This window comes from Streptococcus zalophi, assembly GCF_016481285.1.
In the GTDB taxonomy this organism is placed as follows: Bacteria; Bacillota; Bacilli; order Lactobacillales; family Streptococcaceae; genus Streptococcus; species Streptococcus zalophi.
In genome coordinates, this window is sequence record NZ_JAENBP010000006.1 from 17,443 (window position 1) to 34,640 (window position 17,198).

Consider the following 17,198-nt stretch of genomic DNA (forward strand, 5'->3'; position numbering starts at 1 on the left):
TTAAACACTAAAAGGGTTGGAAATAGTATTTCCAACCTTTTTAATTGTTAACTACACATTAAATCTAAATTCCATGATATCGCCGTCTTGAACGAGATACTCTTTTCCTTCTTCTCTCAAGCGACCAGCTTCTTTAACTGCTTTCTCACTACCGTAAGTCATTAAATCGTCATAACTCATAGTAACCGCGCGGATAAAACCTTTTTCAAAGTCAGAGTGGATAATGCCTGCTGCTTGTGGTGCTTTCATTCCCCGTTTAAAGGTCCAAGCTCTCACTTCTTTTTCACCAGCTGTAAAGTAGGTACCAAGACCCAAAAGGTGATAAGCAGCTCTGGTTAACTTATCAACACCTGATTCAGTCAACCCAATAGCTTCTAAGAATTCCCCTTTTTCATCATCATCAAGCTCAGAAATTTCTTCTTCTGCACGCGCAGAGATGACAACAACTTCAGCATTCTCAGTTTCAGCAAAGGCTCTGATTTGTTTAACGTAGTCAATGCTATCTGGATCAGCAACCTTATCTTCGTCAACATTAGCCACATAAAGAACTGGTTTTGTTGTGAGAAGAAAGAGCCCTTTGACAACTTTTTCTTCTTCCTTATCAAAAGCAACTGTTCTAGCTGATTTTCCTTCTTCAAGAACTGGTTTTATTTTAGAGAGAACATTAAATTCTGCCACAGATTCTTTATCTTTTTGTGTACGAGCCATTTTTTCAACACGCGCATAGCGTTTATTAACAGACTCAAGGTCTGCTAAAATCAACTCTAAATTGATGGTTTCAATGTCAGAGATAGGATCAACAAAATCACTTTCACGTCCTTGTTCTCGCATAACATTTTCATCATCAAAGGCACGTACAACGTGGACAATAGCATCCACTTGACGGATATTGGCTAAAAATTTATTTCCTAAACCTTCACCCTTTGAAGCTCCTTTGACAATCCCTGCAATATCTGTAAACTCAAAAGTTGTTGGAACTGTTTTTTTAGGAACAATAATTTCAGTAATTTTTTGGAGGCGTTCATCTGGAACTTCTACCATTCCAACATTTGGGTCAATAGTTGCAAAAGGGTAGTTGGCAGCTTCTGCACCTGCTTTTGTTATTGCGTTAAATAAGGTTGATTTTCCCACATTTGGTAAACCAACAATGCCTGCTGTTAAAGCCATAAAATTTCTATTCTCCATTCAAAAATTCAATCATCACTATTATAGCATAAAATCAAAGGAAAAAGCCTGCAAGATTGCAAGCTGATGATTATTCTTAAGGAGCAATTCCTTTAGAACGTAAGAACCAGTAAAATAAATAAAGAAAGACAAGAATATAAAACCATTTATACGGACTAAAAACCTTAACAAACCATTGTCCTAGTCTAGTGAAAAACTCCCAACCATTCATACTTTTATCAATGATTTGTACAGGTGGTTTCTTACCTGTCACTAATTCGTCTAAACTAAGTTCTAATAATTCGGACAGACTAACAAGATTTTCCAAATCCGGAGTAGCTTCACCATTTTCCCACTTTGAAATGGCTTGTCTAGAGATAAATAATTCTCTTGCCAAATCTTCTTGAGATAGTTTTCTTTTATTGCGATGTATTTTTAATTGTTCTGCAAATAGAGTCATTACTAGAGCTCCCTTCTTTATTTTATACCTTTATCTTAGCTCTTTTGTTTTGATTTCACTAGCACTTTTTGACGCAACTAATAGTTGCAAAAATCTTCTAAAAGCTTATTTAAAAAGGTTTTCATGGTTGCAAACAAATTTTAAATACTAATCACAAAAAACAGTGGCTATGTTAATCTTACATGTCCTGACACAAGAAACTTCTAAATCCTTGTAAAAAACAAAATAAATCATTCATAAAAAAGTTTGTTTGTCTTTCACAAGTAAAAAAATAGCCATTCCTAAAAAAATCAAACTAAGTAATATGGTTGCTTGTCCTAAATAAGTAACAAAAAAACCATTTAATAAGGCACCAAAAGCAAAACTAACTAATATAAATAGTGTATCTTTGAAAGCTATTTTCTTTGTTGTATCATGATCAATATAAGCTTCAAAAAAATAAGTGGCAAGATTGCGTAAATTTCCAGTCATCATTAAAGATGTAAAAGGTTTTCCTTTTAATTTAGCAAATACTTGTAGTTGCATCGCTGCAGCAATGGATAGTAATGCATTTGCTAGTAGATTTGGGAGAAATGATGAAAAAACTCCTACAAATAGTAACAATACAGTTTCAAAAAGTAAAAACCATAATTGCTGATTTTTGCTAATTTTCTTTTGTAGTTGTCTTGCGATTAAAACCCCAAAGAAAAAAGCAATAATTGGAATAAGATGATTGATTAAAATAGACCAATTAGCCTGTCCTAAATGGATGCCTAGTAAAATAAAATTACCTGTTTGAAGCCCAGCAAACACTTCACCATGAGCTAAAAAAGTGTATGCATCTAAACCACCTGCCACTGCAGCTAGAGTAAGTCCAAATTCTAACCGTTCATGAACTTCATATTTTTCTGTTTCCATATGATACGACCTTCTTTTTAAAAATGATACTAATTATAAAACGGCAAATGTCATTCAATTGCCGTTATTTATTATAAATCTTTTTTCCCAAAACATCAGTGATGATGTTTTGAAGGTCTTTTTTTATAAATCCTTACAACTTAGTTTAATCTTAGTATCTTTTCTTAATAACTAACAACACCATTTTTAATAGTGAATTTAGACATGGTTGGACCAACGATATTACTAATTTTGATAGCTTCATTAATTCTAGTAATATCATTTTCAGTTAAAGTGATAGTAAGTCCTTCAACAGTTTCTTCTAACTGAACTATTTTTCTTGCACCAGTGAGGGGAATGATATCTTCACCCTTGTTATAAATCCAAGCATGTGCTAATTGAACAATAGAAATATTTTTTTCTTTTGCTATAGTAGCCATCACATCCGTTAAAGGATCTTTTTCTGTATCAAAAAGACGTCCTAGTCTTAATAAACCAAAAGCGACGACACCTATTCCCAACTCTCTAGCAACAGGTAAAATATCTTTTTCAATGCTATTATTGGTGATAGAATATTCAAGTTCTACTAAACTGATGGGGTGAATTGTATTAGCTTTTCGTAAGATTTCACTATCGACTTCTGATAGACCAATATGTTTGATGTAACCATCTTTGACCAGGTCAGAGAGGGCACCTATCGTCTCTTCAATAGGAATACCAATATCAACTCTAGCAGGTTGATATAAATCGATATAATCAAGATTGAGATTTTTAAGGGTTGAGGTGATGTATTTTTTGACATTTTTTGGACCAACATCAACTGTATTTCCACCTGAAAAGAGATTTCCAAAAGTACCGTATTTTACGGAGATAAAAGCTTTATCTCTATTTTGTCCTTTAAGAGCTTCACCTAGTAGTTTTTCATTGTGACCATCGATACCATAAAAATCACCTGTGTCAAAAAAACTAATCCCCAAATCTAAAGCTCTATGAATCGTTGCAATGCTTTCTTTTCTATCTGATGTAGGATTAGTGGACATTCTCATGGTTCCTAATCCTAATCTTCTAAAACTAAAGTCTTTCCCTTGATAGTTATCTGAAATGATTAATTGACTATTTTCCATTTTTTTCTCCTTTGATAAGGGTCCAGTACCTTGTTTACTATATTTAAGTTTCTAAAACTTTTTTTAGTTTACGATTAAAATCATGGCGACTCATCATCACGATATGTTGACAATTGGTGCATTTTATCTTGATATCAGCTCCAACTCTCACCACTTCCCAACGATTAGCTTTTTTACCTGTCGCTTTGATAATGCAGGCATGCGGTTTTTTCATTTCTACTATGGAGCCTAAGGCATACATTGTTAATCCTTTCTAGAGATAAATCTCTCTTTGTTCGCAACAAAGTGATAATTGGTTTGTTTCAATCACTTCACCATCTACTTGGACTAAATTTTCTTTAGTACTAGTAATAGTGACTTTTTTAAAAATCTTATGGTTAATGGCAGGTGTGTTTTTGTGATTTTTGAAAAGAACTGCTAGCAGAGTCATCACGTTTTTCAACAATCCTTCATCCTTAAAATAAACACAGTTAATATTAGGTTCAAAAGGACTAGCATCCGGCCAAACCACTATTCCTCCACCAAAATAACGACTATTAGCAAAGGATAAGAAAAAAATATCAGACAGTGTGAATTTTTCTTGTTCTGTTTCTAGAAAAACAGTAGCAGTTGGTGTACAAAACAAAGAAACAACACCATATAAAGGATAAATCAGTTTACCTAGTTTAACCTTTCCTAGTATCGTTTTTAATGGTGAATTTTCAGAAAAACTTATCACTTTGGCCGCAAAACCAAAATCAAGACTATTGATAATGATGCCATTATCATAGTTAATGACATTGATGGTCTGTTTTTGTTTTTGTTTGATTGCTGAAATAATATTATCAATATAATTAATGTTTAGTGATCTAGCAAAATCATTTCCCGAACCTGATGGATAATAAGCAAAAGGGATGTCTTTTGGTAAGTGTGATAGGACTTTTGACAAAGTCCCATCTCCTCCAATGACTAAAATGGCATCCTCTTCTTTGTTGAAAGAAGATAAGATGGCAGTAACTTGATTTTTCTCATCATCCACTTTAGTCGTAATATAAAGTTTAAAATCAATGTTGGGATAAGCGTGAGTTAATTTTTCATACTTTTCAAGAGCAGACTTATCTCCTGAATTAGGGTTAGCTAATAAGTGTATTTTCATTAGTTAGTCGTCTTTTTCATTTTTTAGTTAGTACGTACAGGAGTGATTAATTGAATAAAATTCTCTTTGTCATCTGCAGGAAGTAGAGTGAATGGTCTTACTGGCGAAATGAAATGTATTTCAACTGTTTCACTTTTTAAAGCTTTTAAGGATTCAATCAAGTAAGTTGGATTAAAACTAATGGTTAAATCAGAGCCAGATGATTCTAAAACATCTAATTCTTCGTTGACTTTACCAACTTCTGGTGAATTAACATGAGCGGTTACTTTTTGTGATGTGATTTCCAGTTTAACAGTACCATTTTGAGTAGCATTAGAAACTAGAAAAGCTCTTTCCATGGCTTGTCTTAAAGCACCTGTACTAAAGACCAATGTTGTTTCAGATTGATTGGTTAGTAAACGATCAGTATCAGGATAATTGCCTTCTAATAGTCTGGTGTAGAAATTAATGGTATCACTTCTAAACAACATTTGACTGTCAGAAAAGAAAACTTCAATCGTTTCCACAGCATCTGAAAAAACAGAACTAAATTCACGAAGAGATTTGCTTGGAATCACAACGTCAAAGTTAGCTGATGTTTTATCAAGCGTCATTTTTCGTTGGCTAAGCCTATGTGAATCGGTAGCTACAGCCTTCAACTCATTGTTGTTGGTTAATGTGAAATGAACACCTGTTAAAATAGGACGACTTTCTTGATGGCTAGCAGCAAAAGCTGTCTCACTGATTAGGGTTTTAAACAATTCTGTCTTTAAAACAAGAGGTTGAGACGTTTCCATCTCTTGTAATCTTGGATAGTGAGAAACATCTTTTCCTTTTAGGGTGATTTCAGACTTACCGCTAACAAGCAAGACTTGTTGCTGTTCAATTTCTTTAAATTCAAAAATAATATCAGGCAAACTTGATACAATATTAGTGAAAAAATTAGCTTCTAATAAGATAGCTCCAGTTTGGCTAACTAATAAACCAGCATCTTCATTGTTAGATGAGATAATGGTTTCAATCGAAATTTGACCATTAGAACCTGTTAAGGTGATGGCATCTTTATTGACTTCAATTTTAAAACTTGAAAGAATAGGAATCGCATTTTTAGAACTAATGGCTCTTTTAGTAGCATTTAAAGCTTGAAGGAAAAAAGCTTTATTGATAGAAAAATGAATCATGGAAAACTCCTTTATTTTATAAGTATTATATATAGTAATAGTAATAAGGCCTGTGTATAATGAGGATAACTCATCTAATTCTTTATTTGTCTAAGGTTAGCCTATGTTGATTACCTGTGGAAAAAGTTACCAATTAATGTTGATGTTATCCACAGCTCTGTTTGATAGTATTTTTAATTGATTTAATTTCAATCATTAGATTATCATCTTGAGCTAACATATTTTTAATTTTATTGTAGGCATAAAGAACGGTAGAATGATCTCTCCCACCAAATTCCTTACCGATTTTAGGAAGGCTGTTATCAGTCATCTCTCTGACTAAAAAAATGGCAACTTGTCTTGCGAGAACAATGTTTTGATTTCGTTTGGTCGACTTGATTTCTTTAGTGGTGACACCATAAAATTTTCCAACCTGTTCTTGAATCATTTCAATCGGGATAACCTTAATGATTGGTTTTTCTTGTTTTCTAGCTCGAATGGCTTCTACGACTAATTCAATGGTGATTGTTGATACTTTTTTCGTACTAGCCACTAAGTTGATGTCTTTTAAAGCCCCTTCTAACTCTCTAACGTTGGAGTCAAATTGTCCAGCAAGGTATTCAATAGTTTCTTGTGGGAAATCATAGGTATATTCTTTTATCTTTTCTTGTAAGATAGCCACACGTGTTTCAAATTCTGGAGGTGTGATGTCCTGTGTTAATCCCCAACTAAATCTAGTAACAAGACGATTTTCCAAGTCGTTTAATTGGTCAGGAGACCGATCACTTGTTAAGACAATTTGTTTATTTTTATCTCTTAGGGCATTGAAGGTGTGGAAAAACTCTTCTTGAGTACCAGGTTTTTTAGCTAGTGATTGAATATCATCGATTAATAGCACATCTAGATTACGGAATTGATTTTTCAACTCATCAATGGTTTTTAAACGAATATGAGTCACATACTCACTGATAAATTCCTCGGTGGTTATATATTTTATTCGTGCTTTAGGATCGTTTTCAACAATAAAATTGCCAATCGCATTTAACAAATGTGTTTTTCCAAGTCCTGGACCACCCCAGATAAATAAAGGATTATAGGTAATACCAGGTGTTTCAGCCACAGCTCTTGCAGCAGCAAATGCCCATTGACTACCTGGTCCTTGGATGAAATTATCAAAACGATATTTAGGATTTAAGTCGTTTTCAACAGGCGTTAATTCCTGTAAAGGACGTGTTGGTTGTGATAAAAAATCGGGTTGTTTAGTAGATTCTGTCCTTGTTAAAAAGTCTTCAAAAACATATTCTGCTGTTATTTCAGCATCATAGATTTCAAAACCAGCAGTTAAAATAGCTGGTTTTAAGTTTTTTTCCCAAAATAGTTTTTTATTTTTTTCTTCGATAAAGATAGTGGCTACATTATTTTCAACCTTGATTAGTTTTGCATCGGCAATATAATAATCAAAAGCAGTTTGTCTTAATTTTTCTTGAGCTAATTCTATCAGTCTGTTCCAAAAAATCTGCTCATTGCTCATCACAGCGCCTCCTAAAAGATTGTTCAGTTCTTTCTATTTTAACACAAAAACAGAAAGAAAGCCATCAAAATAGCAAGTTAGAAGGAAAGTTATCCACAGGTGTTAATAAACTATAAACAATATTAATAACACTTATCCACAACATGTGGATAAGTGTTATTTTATTTGATATTACTGACTTTAAAAGTATTTTTTTCTGTTGATAATTATGATAGGAAAAAATGTTTTTTAACACCCTAGTTTAATTTGTTGATAACTCTGTTGAAATCTTCTTCTGTTGAAAAGTTTATTTTTAGATAGCCATTGCCATTTTTGTATTTTATGGCAACTGGAAGGCCAAGACTTTTTTGTAATTCTTTTTCTTTTTCAAGGATAAAGATATCGGGTCGTTTTGTTTTGGGAGATTTAGTGGCATTAACTTTTTTTTCTAATTCACGAACACTAAGAGAGTCTGTTTGAATTTTTTCAAACCAATAAAATTGCTTGTTTTTTGATTTTATGCCAACTAGTAATCTTGCATGACCTTGAGAAATAACTCCTTCTTCTACTGCTGTAATGATTTCTTGTGGAAGATTTAAGAGACGTAAAATGTTAGTGATATAAGGACGAGATTTTCCCATATATAAAGCCAATTCATCATGTGTGAGTTGTTGTTGATTGATAACATTTTGATAAGCTTTTGCTTCTTCAATAGGGTTTAAATCAGAACGTTGAAGATTTTCGATAATGGCTTGTTTAATGCTATCTTCGTCACTAATTGATTTAATAATAGCTGGAATTCTTTCTAGACCTGCTAATTTAGACGCCCTTAAGCGTCTCTCACCAGCAATTAACTCATAACCTAATATATCAGATTCTCTGACGATAATTGGCTGAATTAGACCATTTTCCTTGATTGATAAGCTCAATTCCTCAAGAGCTTGTTGATTAAAATGAATTCTTGGTTGGTAGGGATTTTTATGAACATCTTTTATTGGAATTAATTTTAATATTTCTTTCATTTTTTCTCTCAAAACTACTAAAAACCCCTAGAAATAGGGGTAATAGCTAGTTATTCATTTTTCTTTAAATCTTCAGTTGTTTTTGTTAGTTGAATTGTTTCTGTCATTTTCTTTTGACCACGATAGAAAGTTACTTCGATGCTATCGTTAATTTGATGTTTATAAAGAACACTTTGTAAATCACTCGTTGTTTCAATTGTTTCTTTATCAATTGAAACAATAACATCATTTTTTTCCAAGACACCATCTGATGGCATTCCTTCTTGGGTTGAAATAACGACAACACCACTAAGCACTGAATCAGGAATATCTAATTTACTAAATGATGACGTTGGGATTTCATTTAGACTAGCCATAGAGATACCAAGAGCTGGTCTATTAACAGAGCCATTTGCTTCTAATTGATTAATAATAGAAACAACATCGTTTGATGGAATGGCAAATCCCATCCCTTCAACAGCAACACTGTTAGTGTAGTCGCCACTGACAGTAATTTTACTAGAGTTGATACCAATGACTTGACCTTGAATGTTAATAAGTGGTCCGCCTGAATTCCCAGGGTTTATCGCAGCATCTGTTTGGATAGCATTTGTGGAAATAATTTCGCCATTTTCATTTCGTGATGTGACAGTGCGACTAAGACTTGAGACAATTCCTTCGGTAACAGAATTGGCATACTCACTTCCTAGAGGACTACCAATAGCGATAGCAGGTTCTCCTACATTGAGATTGTCTGAATTGGCAAATTCGGCAACAACATCAACGTTTTCTGAAGGGATTTTCACCACAGCTAGGTCAGAATAAGTATCAGCTCCAACAAGTTCACCAACAACTTTACTACCGTTACTTAACAAGATTTCAATTTTTTGAGCCCCACTGATAACATGATTATTGGTCACTAAGTAGGCATCTTTGCCATCTTTTTTGTAGATAACGCCTGACCCTTCACTAAAGACAGTGAGTCCTGAGTCGTCAACATAACGATCTTCATTTTCAGACGTGAAATAATCATAATACCCAAAATCATCTTGATTTACTTGGTAGTTAATGACTGAAACAACAGTGTTTTGAATTGTTTTAACAGCATCTGTTGTTGATGTTACGGTATTATACTTGGTGTTGCTTGTTTTAACCTGCGAGACAGGTGTGGTATTAGAAAATAAGTTTCCACCATTCATTTGTAAGACGAAAAAGGTGGCCACAAAACCTCCTAGGAAACCAAATAAGATAATAAATAAGAAATTAATAATTTTTTTGAAAAAGCTAGATTTTTTTTTCACTTTTGTAACCTCCGAAACTTTTCTTACATTCTAAGGGAGTTTGCTTAATTATACCTTAAATCACAGTAAAAAGAAAGTAATCCACAGGTTGTTGAAAACTTTTTGAAAAAGATGAAAATTGATAAAACTTAGCATTGTCATTTTTATTTCTTTCTGAAAGTTGTGCTATAATGTCATTATGAAAATTAAATTATTAGTTGTTGGAAAACTAAAAGAAAAATACCTTAAAGAAGGCATTGCAGAGTATGTGAAGCGTCTGGAACGCTTTACCAAGGTTGAAATCATTGAGGTTTCAGACGAAAAAACACCAGACCAGGCTAGTCAAGCCGAAAATCGTAACATTTTAGAAAAAGAAAAACAACGTTTGTTGACTAAAATTGGTGAAAGAGATTATGTTATTGCGCTTGCTATAGAAGGAAAACAAGTTTCATCAGAAGAGTTGAGTCAGAAATTTTCACAAATCACACTTAACGGCTATTCTACGATTACTTTTATTATTGGTGGTAGTCTTGGTTTGAGTGATTATTTGAAAAAAAGGGCTAATTTACTAGTCAGTTTTGGAAGAATCACACTTCCACATCAATTAATACGTTTAGTGTTAGTTGAACAAATTTATCGTTCTTTCATGATTCAACAAGGTAGTCCTTATCATAAATAAAAGCTCTTGGTTTTTACCAAGAGCTTTTATTTAAAGTATGATCTCAGCAGGATTCGAACCTGCGACCGTTCGCTTAGAAGGCGAATGCTCTATCCAGCTGAGCTATGAGACCATTTCAACCATTTCATTCTATCAAAAAAACCATCTATTTGTCAATAAGAAGATGACAAATCAATGCTTTCAGTAAAAAATATCACATATTTTGAAAAAAAGGTAGACAAAACAGAATTATTTGATATAATATTAAGAGTGTCAAAGAAAAATCTTATGACTTTTGGTCCGTTGGTCAAGGGGTTAAGACACCGCCTTTTCACGGCGGTAACACGGGTTCGAATCCCGTACGGACTATTTTTAGCTTTACTCTAATGAGTTATATTCCGGCATAGCTCAGTTGGTAGTAGCGCATGACTGTTAATCATGATGTCGTAGGTTCGAGTCCTACTGCCGGAGTGATAAGACTTATCCTAAGTTTTCTTAGGATTTTTTTATTTCTAAATAATAGAAAAGCCCTCTGAATTTCAGAGGGCTTTTGTTTATTGCCAAAGAGCTTTTACTTTTTCTTGGATTTCTTGATTTTCTAAGAAGTCGTCATAGGTTTCATCAATGCGATCGATGACACCATTTTTTGAAATGATAACAATATGGTTGGCGAGTGTTTGAATAAACTCATGGTCATGACTAGCAAAAATAATGTTTTCTTTGAATTTTTTCAAACCATCATTAAGGCTTGAAATTGACTCCAAATCTAAATGGTTAGTTGGATCATCAAGAACAAGAACATTTGATTTCAATAACATTAACTTAGACAACATGACACGAACTTTTTCACCACCAGAAAGGACATTAACAGGCTTGTTAACTTCTTCTCCGCTAAAGAGCATGCGTCCTAAGAAACCTCTAAGGAAAGTATTGTCGTCTTCTTCCTTACTAGCAAATTGGCGGAGCCAATCTAAAATAGAGTCTTTACTTTCAAACTCACGGGAATTATCTTTTGGTAGGTAGCTACGGCTGGTTGTAATTCCCCATTTAATGGTTCCTTCATAGTCAATATCTCCCATTAAAGCACGAATAAGTGCCGTTGTTTGAATATCATTTTGACCAATAATAGCTGTTTTATCACCAGGATAAAGAATGAAGCTGATATTATCTAGAATAACTTCCCCATCTATGGTGACTTTTAAGTTTTCCACAGTTAGTAACTCTTTTCCAGTTTCACGTTCAGATTTGAAATTAATGAAGGGATATTTACGGCTAGAAGGAACAATTTCTTCCAATTCAATTTTTTCAAGCATTTTTTTACGTGACGTTGCTTGTTTGGATTTAGAAGCATTGGCTGAGAATCTGGCTACGAATTCTTTTAATTCTTTGATTTTTTCTTCTGCCTTAGCATTACGGTCTGATTGTAAACGAAGGGCTAATTCACTTGATTCTTTCCAGAAATCATAATTCCCCACAAAGATTTTGATTTTTCCAAAATCAAGATCGGCCATGTGAGTACAAACTTTATTTAAAAAGTGACGGTCATGGGAAACAACAATAACGGTATTTTCAAAATCAATTAAGAAATCTTCCAACCAACTGATGGATTGAATATCAAGACCGTTAGTTGGCTCATCAAGTAAAAGCACATCTGGTTTACCAAATAAAGCTTTGGCTAGTAAGACTTTCACCTTATCACCATTAGTTAACTCACTCAAATTAAGATAGTGTAATTCTTCAGGAATATTAAGGTTTTGGAGTAGTTGAGCAGCTTCACTTTCAGCTTCCCATCCTCCTAATTCTGCAAAATCACTTTCTAATTCTGCAGCACGAACCCCATCTTCTTCAGAAAAATCTGGTTTCATATAGATGTCATCTTTTTCTTTCATGATGCGATAGAGCTCTTCATTTCCCATAATCACAACATCAATAGCTCTAATATCTTCATAGTCATAATGATTTTGACGAAGAACAGAGAGGCGTTCATCTGGTCCAAGCGAGACACTTCCAGTGGTTGGTTCGATATCACCGGCTAGTATTTTCAAAAATGTTGACTTTCCTGCACCATTGGCCCCGATTAAGCCATAAGTATTTCCCGCAGTAAATTTGATATTGACCTCATCAAAAAGTTTACGGTCACTAAATCTAAGGGATACATCTGAAACTGTAAGCAATTTTCTACCTCATTATCTCTTTCTTGTTTTCTTCATTCTACACGAAAATTGGTCGTTTTTCAACGATTATAGAGAATGATTACATTGGGTATAAAACTTCTTCATCCATTGTATGGTGATCTTTTGTCAAACTAAACCCTCTTCCCATAACTTGAGAGGCTGGCATGACGATAACAAACGCAGCTTCATCAATGTTTTGGATTTCTTTTTGTAATCTAGGAATCTCATTGGTTGAAAGAGTAGTCATAATCATGTGTCGTTGTTGACCGGTAAAACCACCAGTGATAGGAATTTCTGTTACCCCACGTTCAATTGTTGTTGTGATTAATTCTTTGATTTGTTCTTGTTTGCGTGAAATAATCATCACATTTTTAGAAGCTTTTAGACCAGAAAGCATAATGTTTATGACATAGCCAATCGTAATGAGTGAAATGATTGAAAACATCACAGTATCAGCATCAAAGGCGATTAAACCAATTATAACCACAATACCATCAACAATAGTCATAACAACTCCTAAAGAAAGAGAAGAATAATTGTAAATGATTTGTGTAATGATACTTGTTCCACCAGTAGAAGAATTTCCTAAAAAGACAATACCAAGACCAATTCCCATAATGACACCACCAAATATAGAGGCTAAAAGAGGGTTGTGAGTAATTGTTGGTAGTTTTTCTGTTAAACTGATAAAAACTGGGAAGATGAGAGAGCCGTAGACTGTTTTTAAAAAGGTTGCTTTTCCTAGAAAAAAGTAACACAAGGCTAAAAGTGGAATATTGGCAACCATGACAAAAATACCTGGGGACCAGCCAAATAATTCATTGGTGGCAATAGATAAACCTCCTAGTCCTCCAGAAACAATACGGTTTTCTAAAAACATGGCGTTAATACCAATGGCAGCGATAAAAGCACCAACGGTAACAAATAATAAATCACGAATTCTATTTTTCATTGCTAGTTCCTTTCAAAAGAGTGACAAACTCTATTATCCTATTTAACAGGCACAACGTCAAGATATATGTTATAATTTTATTAATTTATATCAAAGGAGTTCAAAATGGGAAAACCTATTATTCTGACAGGAGACCGACCAACAGGTAAATTACATGTTGGGCATTACGTTGGTAGTGTTAAAAATCGTGTGCTTCTACAAAATGAAAATAAATATGACATGTTTATCTTTTTAGCTGATCAACAAGCACTTACTGATAATGCTAAAAATCCTGAAAAAATTATTGAATCTGTTGGAGAAGTGGCTCTAGATTATTTAGCAGTGGGATTAGACCCTAAAAAAGCAACCATTTTTCTTCAAAGTCAAATTCCAGAATTAGCAGAATTAACAGTTTATTACATGAATTTGGTTTCTGTAGCACGTCTTCAAAGAAATCCAACCGTTAAAACTGAGATCGCGCAAAAAGGTTTTGGCGAAAGCATTCCAACAGGCTTTTTAGTCTATCCAATTTCTCAAGCAGCAGATATTACTGCCTTTAAAGCCAATCTTGTTCCTGCTGGCTCTGACCAAAAACCAATGATTGAACAAACAAGAGAAATTGTTCGCTCTTTTAACCACACATACAAAACCGATGTTTTGGTGGAACCAGAAGGTCTTTTTCCAGAAAATGAAGCTGCTGGACGTTTACCTGGGTTAGATGGTAATGCTAAAATGTCAAAATCGTTAAATAATGGGATTTATTTAGCTGATGATCCAGATACTCTTAAGAAAAAAATTATGAGCATGTATACTGATCCAAATCATATTCGTGTGGAAGATCCAGGTCAAATTGAAGGCAATATGGTCTTTCATTATTTAGATGTCTTTGGTAAAAAAGAGGATAAAGCAGAAATTGAACGTATGAAAGAACAGTATCAAAAAGGTGGTCTAGGTGATGTGAAAACAAAACGATTCCTTTTAGATATTATGGAAAGAGAATTAGCACCAATAAGAAATAGACGTCTCGAATTTGCTAAAGATATGGGTGAAGTTTATCGCATGTTGGAAAAAGGCAGTGAAAAAGCGCGTGAAAAAGCAGCACAAACCCTATCTGAAGTAAAATCAGCCATGGGAATCAACTATTTTAACAAGTTATAGAAAAATAACATTTTTCAGTTTAAATTGATTGACAAATTATCTTAGCATGATATGATAGTAACAATCCATTTTAAGCATTATTACATTTAGAAAAGAGGAGCTGAACCATGTCAAATTGGGAAAAGAAATTTTTAAAAAAAGGATACACTTTTGATGATGTTTTATTAATTCCAGCAGAAAGCCATGTACTGCCAAATGAAGTCAGTATGAAAACAACACTTGCGCCCAATTTAACATTGAACATTCCTATTATTACAGCGGCTATGGACACTGTTACTGAGAGCCAAATGGCAATTGCGGTAGCACGTGCAGGGGGCTTGGGTGTTATTCATAAAAATATGAGTATCGAGCAACAAGCAGAAGAAATTAGAAAAGTAAAACGTTCAGAAAATGGTGTTATTATTGATCCATTCTTCTTAACACCAGAACATACCATTGCAGAAGCTGATGAGTTGATGGGAAGATACCGTATAAGCGGTGTTCCTATCGTTGAAACCTTAGAAAATCGCAAATTAGTTGGGATTTTAACCAATCGTGATTTACGTTTTATTTCAAACTTTGATCAACCTATTTCTAATCATATGACAAGCGAAAATCTTGTTACTGCTCCAATCGGAACAGACTTAGAAACAGCAGAAAAAATTCTTCAAGAACATCGTATTGAAAAATTACCACTTGTTGATGATAACGGCCGTCTATCAGGTTTAATCACAATTAAAGATATTGAAAAAGTGATAGAATTTCCAAATGCTGCTAAAGATGAATTTGGTCGATTACTAGTAGCAGGTGCAGTTGGTGTCACTTCTGATACCTTTGAAAGAGCAGAAGCTTTATTTGAAAAAGGAGCAGATGCGATAGTTATTGATACTGCACATGGTCACTCTGCGGGTGTTCTTAGAAAAATCGCAGAAATTAGAAAACATTTTCCAGATAAAACTCTAATTGCAGGAAATATTGCTACAGCAGAAGGTGCGCGTGCTTTATTTGAAGCAGGTGTTGATGTGGTTAAAGTTGGAATTGGACCAGGTTCAATTTGTACGACTCGTGTTGTTGCTGGAGTAGGTGTTCCTCAAATTACTGCCATCTATGATGCTGCCAGTGTTGCTAGAGAGTATGGAAAAACGATTATTGCTGATGGTGGTATCAAGTATTCAGGTGATATTGTAAAAGCTTTAGCTGCTGGTGGAGATGCTGTTATGTTAGGATCACTCTTTGCTGGAACAGATGAGGCGCCTGGAGAAACAGAAATTTTCCAAGGTCGTAAATTTAAAACTTACCGTGGTATGGGAAGTATTGCAGCAATGAAAAAAGGGTCTAGTGATCGTTATTTCCAAGGGGCTGTTAATGAAGCCAACAAGCTTGTTCCAGAAGGTATTGAAGGTCGTGTCGCTTATAAAGGCGCAGCAGCTGATATCATTTTCCAAATGCTAGGTGGAGTTAAATCTGGTATGGGTTATGTAGGTGCAGCTGACTTAACAGACTTACATGAAAAAGCTCAATTTATTGAGATGACAGGTGCAGGCTTAATAGAAAGTCATCCTCATGATGTACAAATTACCAATGAGGCACCAAACTATTCTGTCAAGTAAAATAATTAGTGACTAAATGACACCACTATCAGTCTATGGTAGTGGTGTCTCTTAATTTTATATATTTACATAGTTGTAAATTTAATTTACAACTATGTAAAGTTTCTGTAAAGGAGAAAAATGGAAGGAATATTATTTGCCCTCGTTCCGATGTTTGCTTGGGGGAGCATTGGTTTTGTTAGTAATAAAATTGGAGGAACAGCAAACCAACAAACCTTTGGAATGACAATTGGTTCCTTGTTTTTTGGAATTGTTGTTTATTTAATCGCTAGACCCCAATTATCTATTCAACTATGGGTGTTTGGAATCATAGGTGGTATTCTTTGGTCATTAGGTCAAAATAGACAGTTTACTGCAATGAAACATATGGGAGTTTCTGTTGCCAATCCATTGTCAAGTGGCAGTCAACTTGTTTTTGGTAGTTTAATTGGTGCTTTTATCTTTCATGAATGGACCACTAGTGTTCATTTTTCATTAGGTGGGTTAGCTTTACTTTTTTTAGTCATTGGCTTTTATTTTTTAAGTAAAGTTGATCCTTCTAGAGAAGAAAAAGAAAGTAAGTTAACTAATTTTAATAAAGGTTTTATTGCTCTTGCTTTTTCAACATTTGGTTACCTTGCCTATACTATTTTATTTAATAATATCATGGCGTTTGATGTTTTATCTGTTATTTTGCCTATGGCTGTTGGGATGATTATTGGCTCTAGTTATTTTCTAAAATTTCAATTAGATTTTTCACCTCTTGTTTTGAAAAATTCCCTGGTGGGTATTTTATGGGGGTTTGGTAATCTTTTTATGTTGTTGGCTGCTTCTTCTGCTGGTTTAGCTATTGCTTTTAGTTTTTCACAATTAGGTGCTATTATTTCAATTATTGGTGGTATTGTTGTTCTTGGTGAAAAGAAAACCAAGAAAGAAATGAAGTGGGTTCTTATTGGCATACTTTGTTTTCTAGTTGGAGCCACTTTATTAGGTATTGTCAAGTCATACTAAAAAGCAGTT

The 17,198-nt window shown here is 34.0% G+C and carries 16 protein-coding genes and 3 tRNA genes; 6 read left to right on the top strand and 13 right to left on the bottom strand.

The window, feature by feature from the left end:
- Positions 1 to 51: 51 nt before the first annotated feature.
- From ychF to JHK64_RS05420, 10 genes are all read right to left on the bottom strand, one after another.
- The gene (gene ychF, locus JHK64_RS05375; protein WP_199567980.1) at positions 52 to 1,167 is read right to left on the bottom strand and encodes a redox-regulated ATPase YchF; all 1,116 of its coding nucleotides are present in this window, start codon (positions 1,165 to 1,167) and stop codon (positions 52 to 54) included.
- Between the two features lie 94 nt (positions 1,168 to 1,261).
- Entirely contained in the window at positions 1,262 to 1,624 is a 363-nt protein-coding gene (locus JHK64_RS05380; RefSeq protein WP_199567981.1) for a helix-turn-helix transcriptional regulator, read from the bottom strand.
- Positions 1,625 to 1,858: 234 nt separating this feature from the next.
- The gene (locus JHK64_RS05385) at positions 1,859 to 2,521 is read right to left on the bottom strand and encodes a YoaK family protein (protein ID WP_199567982.1); all 663 of its coding nucleotides are present in this window, start codon (positions 2,519 to 2,521) and stop codon (positions 1,859 to 1,861) included.
- 164 nt (positions 2,522 to 2,685) lie between these two features.
- The gene (locus tag JHK64_RS05390) at positions 2,686 to 3,624 is read right to left on the bottom strand and encodes an aldo/keto reductase (RefSeq protein WP_199567983.1); all 939 of its coding nucleotides are present in this window, start codon (positions 3,622 to 3,624) and stop codon (positions 2,686 to 2,688) included.
- A gap of 43 nt (positions 3,625 to 3,667) precedes the next feature.
- Entirely contained in the window at positions 3,668 to 3,865 is a 198-nt protein-coding gene (locus JHK64_RS05395) for a DUF951 domain-containing protein (protein WP_199567984.1), read from the bottom strand.
- Positions 3,866 to 3,877: 12 nt separating this feature from the next.
- Positions 3,878 to 4,759 (bottom strand): diacylglycerol/lipid kinase family protein, encoded by an 882-nt coding sequence (locus JHK64_RS05400; protein WP_199567985.1) that lies wholly within the window; start codon positions 4,757 to 4,759, stop codon positions 3,878 to 3,880.
- A gap of 23 nt (positions 4,760 to 4,782) precedes the next feature.
- Entirely contained in the window at positions 4,783 to 5,919 is a 1,137-nt protein-coding gene (gene dnaN / locus JHK64_RS05405; protein WP_199567986.1) for a DNA polymerase III subunit beta, read from the bottom strand.
- A gap of 145 nt (positions 5,920 to 6,064) precedes the next feature.
- Positions 6,065 to 7,429 carry a chromosomal replication initiator protein DnaA gene (gene dnaA, locus JHK64_RS05410; RefSeq protein WP_213086836.1) on the bottom strand — a complete coding sequence of 455 codons (1,365 nt, stop codon included), beginning with the start codon at positions 7,427 to 7,429 and terminating at the stop codon, positions 6,065 to 6,067.
- A gap of 236 nt (positions 7,430 to 7,665) precedes the next feature.
- The gene (locus tag JHK64_RS05415; RefSeq protein WP_199567988.1) at positions 7,666 to 8,430 is read right to left on the bottom strand and encodes a ParB/RepB/Spo0J family partition protein; all 765 of its coding nucleotides are present in this window, start codon (positions 8,428 to 8,430) and stop codon (positions 7,666 to 7,668) included.
- Positions 8,431 to 8,480: 50 nt separating this feature from the next.
- Positions 8,481 to 9,710, bottom strand: coding sequence for a S1C family serine protease (locus JHK64_RS05420; protein WP_199567989.1), 1,230 nt, complete (start codon positions 9,708 to 9,710; stop codon positions 8,481 to 8,483).
- A 178-nt stretch (positions 9,711 to 9,888) separates the two neighbouring features.
- On the opposite strand from JHK64_RS05420, the gene rlmH reads away from it, so the two are divergent.
- Positions 9,889 to 10,368 (top strand): 23S rRNA (pseudouridine(1915)-N(3))-methyltransferase RlmH, encoded by a 480-nt coding sequence (gene rlmH, locus JHK64_RS05425; protein ID WP_199567990.1) that lies wholly within the window; start codon positions 9,889 to 9,891, stop codon positions 10,366 to 10,368.
- Between the two features lie 38 nt (positions 10,369 to 10,406).
- Here rlmH and JHK64_RS05430 read toward each other — a convergent pair.
- Positions 10,407 to 10,480 (bottom strand) — tRNA-Arg (locus tag JHK64_RS05430).
- 164 nt (positions 10,481 to 10,644) lie between these two features.
- Here JHK64_RS05430 and JHK64_RS05435 point away from each other — a divergent pair.
- Positions 10,645 to 10,716 (top strand) — tRNA-Glu (locus JHK64_RS05435).
- Positions 10,717 to 10,744: 28 nt separating this feature from the next.
- Positions 10,745 to 10,818 (top strand) — tRNA-Asn (locus tag JHK64_RS05440).
- A gap of 83 nt (positions 10,819 to 10,901) precedes the next feature.
- Here JHK64_RS05440 and JHK64_RS05445 read toward each other — a convergent pair.
- Positions 10,902 to 12,521 carry an ATP-binding cassette domain-containing protein gene (locus JHK64_RS05445; protein ID WP_199567991.1) on the bottom strand — a complete coding sequence of 540 codons (1,620 nt, stop codon included), beginning with the start codon at positions 12,519 to 12,521 and terminating at the stop codon, positions 10,902 to 10,904.
- A 79-nt stretch (positions 12,522 to 12,600) separates the two neighbouring features.
- On the bottom strand, positions 12,601 to 13,473 hold the full coding sequence (locus JHK64_RS05450; protein ID WP_199567992.1) for a YitT family protein: 873 nt from the start codon (positions 13,471 to 13,473) through the stop codon (positions 12,601 to 12,603).
- Between the two features lie 105 nt (positions 13,474 to 13,578).
- Between JHK64_RS05450 and trpS the strand changes: the two genes are divergently transcribed.
- The 3 genes from trpS to JHK64_RS05465 all read left to right on the top strand — a co-directional run bounded on the left by trpS (position 13,579) and on the right by JHK64_RS05465 (position 17,189).
- Positions 13,579 to 14,610 (top strand): tryptophan--tRNA ligase, encoded by a 1,032-nt coding sequence (trpS, locus tag JHK64_RS05455; protein ID WP_199567993.1) that lies wholly within the window; start codon positions 13,579 to 13,581, stop codon positions 14,608 to 14,610.
- A 107-nt stretch (positions 14,611 to 14,717) separates the two neighbouring features.
- Complete coding sequence (gene guaB, locus JHK64_RS05460; RefSeq protein WP_199567994.1) at positions 14,718 to 16,199, top strand: IMP dehydrogenase; 1,482 nt, start codon at positions 14,718 to 14,720, stop codon at positions 16,197 to 16,199.
- Between the two features lie 120 nt (positions 16,200 to 16,319).
- A complete protein-coding gene (locus tag JHK64_RS05465) occupies positions 16,320 to 17,189 on the top strand; it encodes a GRP family sugar transporter (RefSeq protein ID WP_199567995.1) in 870 nt (289 codons plus the stop codon).
- Positions 17,190 to 17,198 lie beyond the last annotated feature (9 nt).